Consider the following 2,837-nt stretch of genomic DNA (forward strand, 5'->3'; position numbering starts at 1 on the left):
CTCCACTACGCGCCGGAAAGCAGACAATGACGATCGATCGGCCGATGAGCTTCGGGCCCTCTGATCAGAAGTCTGGCACCTGACTCCGCAGCGGTGCGCGGAATGCCAGCGGAGCAAGAACGAGTAACTCCGCCCTGAATTGCGTCAGATGCGAAATCCTATGCGAACAAGCCGACTGCCCGATCGTAAAAATGGTCGAGAGCGCAGCGCCTGGCGGCAATCCGGGCGGCTTCAAGCAATTCCTCGCGACACGAGGCGCCGTCCTTGTAGGTTGCGATGACCACGCGCGCGATCATTTGGGCGTCCTCGTTGTCAAGCTCCGCTTCGCCGGACCGCAAAATTTCCCGAACCACACCCCTCAAGAGATCCAGTTCAATGGTTGAAAAGACGCCCATGTCGGGCGCGGATGTGCACTCCACCGCCATCTGAATTCCTCCCGTCCTCACGATATCAAACACGTGAGAGATTACAACTAAAGTATTAGGCGAGGGCTTCGGAGGTCGTTCGGCACCCGAACACCGCTGCAGCCTTGCTATGCCGCATTTGCCCGAAGTGCCGCGAAATGCTTTTCTCACGTTAGGCAAACAGACGTGGTGCGACCTCATTGCCGATCGATTAAGAGATGAAGGCAAATATTAGCGTTTGAGGCGGTTGCCGGACGCAACCCCTTACTGAAACAGGTTGCGCCGTATAACGTGCAAACGTCGCTAATGGGATCAGACCGGCTATCGGTGGAGTACTCGTGAAGAAGACTGTCGTTAGGGTTGTCTGTGCCATCGGCCAAGCGGGGCAGCTCGGCCTCGATGGTGGCCTTCCGTGGGAAGGCAACCGGTCGCCCGAGTTTGTCGCTGACGTTGCACGATTTTTCGACCTCACCAGAGGGCACGTCTTGCTCGCCGGTCCCAAGACGATCGCAAGCATTCCGGATTTTGCTCGCCCGGATCGGGATCTTGTCGTCGTTCGCTCCAGCATGGATCCGGAGGACACGCTCCGGCGCTTTGCCGGCCGTGTCGTCTTCATCGGCGGCGGTCCACCGGTGTGGGACGCCTACGCGCGCTTCGTCAGCCATTGGGATGTCACCCGGCTGCCGTATGACGGGCCGGCAGACCGCTGGTTCGACGCAAGATGGCTTACGGGAGGTGGCAACGTTGCCAGAAATCACCGCGACCAATGAAGGCTCGGATGCTGACGCCCGCTACGAACATGTAGGTGTTGGAGCCGAATGGTATTAACCTGCGCGGTCTCGGGCTTCAGCGAGCTGGCAAACGCATGGATTTCAGCACCTTCTCAGGGCGAGGCTATTTCCTCATCGGCGGCCTCATCCTGGTCGGTGCCGGGCTTCTGATCCTTTCGCTGATCGTCAATGCTCGTGTGGCACACAATGTGCGCCACGACATACGCCATCGTGAAAAGCTGCTGGAATATTATCGCAACATCTTTTCCCAGCTCGGGGTGATCCTGATCGGTATTGGCGTTTCTCTGTTCATCTTCTTTTTCCAGCAGAATTATCAGGACCAGCGCAAACGCGAAACGGAGCTGCAGCTGGTTCTCGCCAAACTGGCCGCGCGCATTGCTCGCGGCGCCGCCGTCGTCGAATACCTCAGCGAATTCGATGCGCTGCTGGATGATGGCGGGCCTTATATCAGCCCCGAACTCGGTGGAACGAATGCCGCGATCAGCGCCCACGGGGCGGAACTCGGCAAACAGGTCGCCGAGATCCTTTTGGTAGAGCGCGACGTCGAGGTTCAAGCGTTCGAGATCCTGAACCTATCGCGCGATTTCGAAGCATCGTTCGTCGTCAACGAACTCGACCCCGCGCTGTGGTTCAACATCGTCCAGGATGAGAGCGAGATCAAATATGCCACCACTCAGCTCGTCCTCGACTACAAGGACCTGCAGGATGCGATCGGCGGAGACTCGATCGCGGTTGCGATCGCAAATCCTGAAAAGGAGGCAAAGATCAAGCAGGAGGTGCTCGACATCTTTTATGATGCCGACCTCTTGCGCCAGCGCAGCAGGAGACTTCTCGGCCGTGCGTGCTGGCTTTTCAGCAAGGGGCGCAGCTTCGTCAACCTTGGACCGGTCAACGAGATCGAGGCCGATGCCAGGTCTCACCAGGAATGGATCGATCGGTCGAAGCGCTTCCTGACGCAGTTGAAGTCTGGAAGCGGCGATTGTTTCAAATTGCTCCAGTTCAGCCCGGCGCCCTGAGTCGAGAACGCGCCGGCAAAAGGCCCGCCGCCCTGCGGCTCTAGGATCCCGACTCCGTCAGATGGCTACCGCCGATGGTCGATATGGGTGGAATGTTGCCATTCGTCTCGTCGATCGGGAACGAGAAAGTGGTTGATTCGGACGGAACTGCAAGAGTATCCCGACACGGGCGCACGCCAGTTCGGGTAGATTTGGGACTCGGATTTGCGGCGCCTGGCCTAATCGCTGCTGATGCAGAACCGGATGACCATTCCGATCCAAGGCTCTATAACAGGCCGACAGAATTGCGATGATCAAGGGGAGACGATGCGCTACATACGTCCGCTTTCAATGGAAGACGCCGTTGGCCAGTTGGCCGGCTCGTCTGGCACGGCCGCCATTCTCGCCGGAGGCAGCGACCTCCTGGTGAGGATGAAAGGCGGCTTTATCGAGCCCGACCTGATCCTCGACATCAAGGCAATCGATGGGCTCAGCGAAATCAGGGAAACGGCGGAAGGCTTCAGCATCGGTGCGGCGGTCTCCTGCGCCTTGATGGGGGAGAGCGCGGCCTTGAAAGGGGAATGGCCGGGCGTCGTCGAAGCGGCCAAGCTGATCGGCTCGAAACAGGTGCAGGGACGCTGCACCAT

Annotated in this window: 4 protein-coding genes; 3 read left to right on the forward strand and 1 reads right to left on the reverse strand. The window is 58.8% G+C overall.

Annotated elements, in window-relative coordinates; all coding sequences use genetic code 11:
- Positions 1-158: 158 nt before the first annotated feature.
- Positions 159-425, reverse strand: a complete 267-nt coding sequence (locus EOA86_RS29140; protein WP_128344822.1) for a hypothetical protein — start codon at positions 423-425, stop codon at positions 159-161.
- Positions 426-742: 317 nt separating this feature from the next.
- Between EOA86_RS29140 and EOA86_RS29145 the strand changes: the two genes are divergently transcribed.
- The 3 genes from EOA86_RS29145 to EOA86_RS29155 all read left to right on the forward strand — a co-directional run.
- Positions 743-1,174, forward strand: a complete 432-nt coding sequence (locus EOA86_RS29145; RefSeq protein WP_128344824.1) for a dihydrofolate reductase — start codon at positions 743-745, stop codon at positions 1,172-1,174.
- Positions 1,175-1,269: 95 nt separating this feature from the next.
- Positions 1,270-2,211, forward strand: a complete 942-nt coding sequence (locus EOA86_RS29150; protein WP_065008611.1) for a hypothetical protein — start codon at positions 1,270-1,272, stop codon at positions 2,209-2,211.
- A 306-nt stretch (positions 2,212-2,517) separates the two neighbouring features.
- Positions 2,518-2,837, forward strand: a 320-nt coding sequence (locus EOA86_RS29155) for an FAD binding domain-containing protein (RefSeq protein WP_206630168.1), incomplete at its 3' end; no start/stop codon positions are given.

Source organism: Mesorhizobium sp. M5C.F.Ca.IN.020.32.2.1 (assembly GCF_004023105.1).
Classification (GTDB): domain Bacteria; phylum Pseudomonadota; class Alphaproteobacteria; order Rhizobiales; family Rhizobiaceae; genus Mesorhizobium; species Mesorhizobium wenxiniae.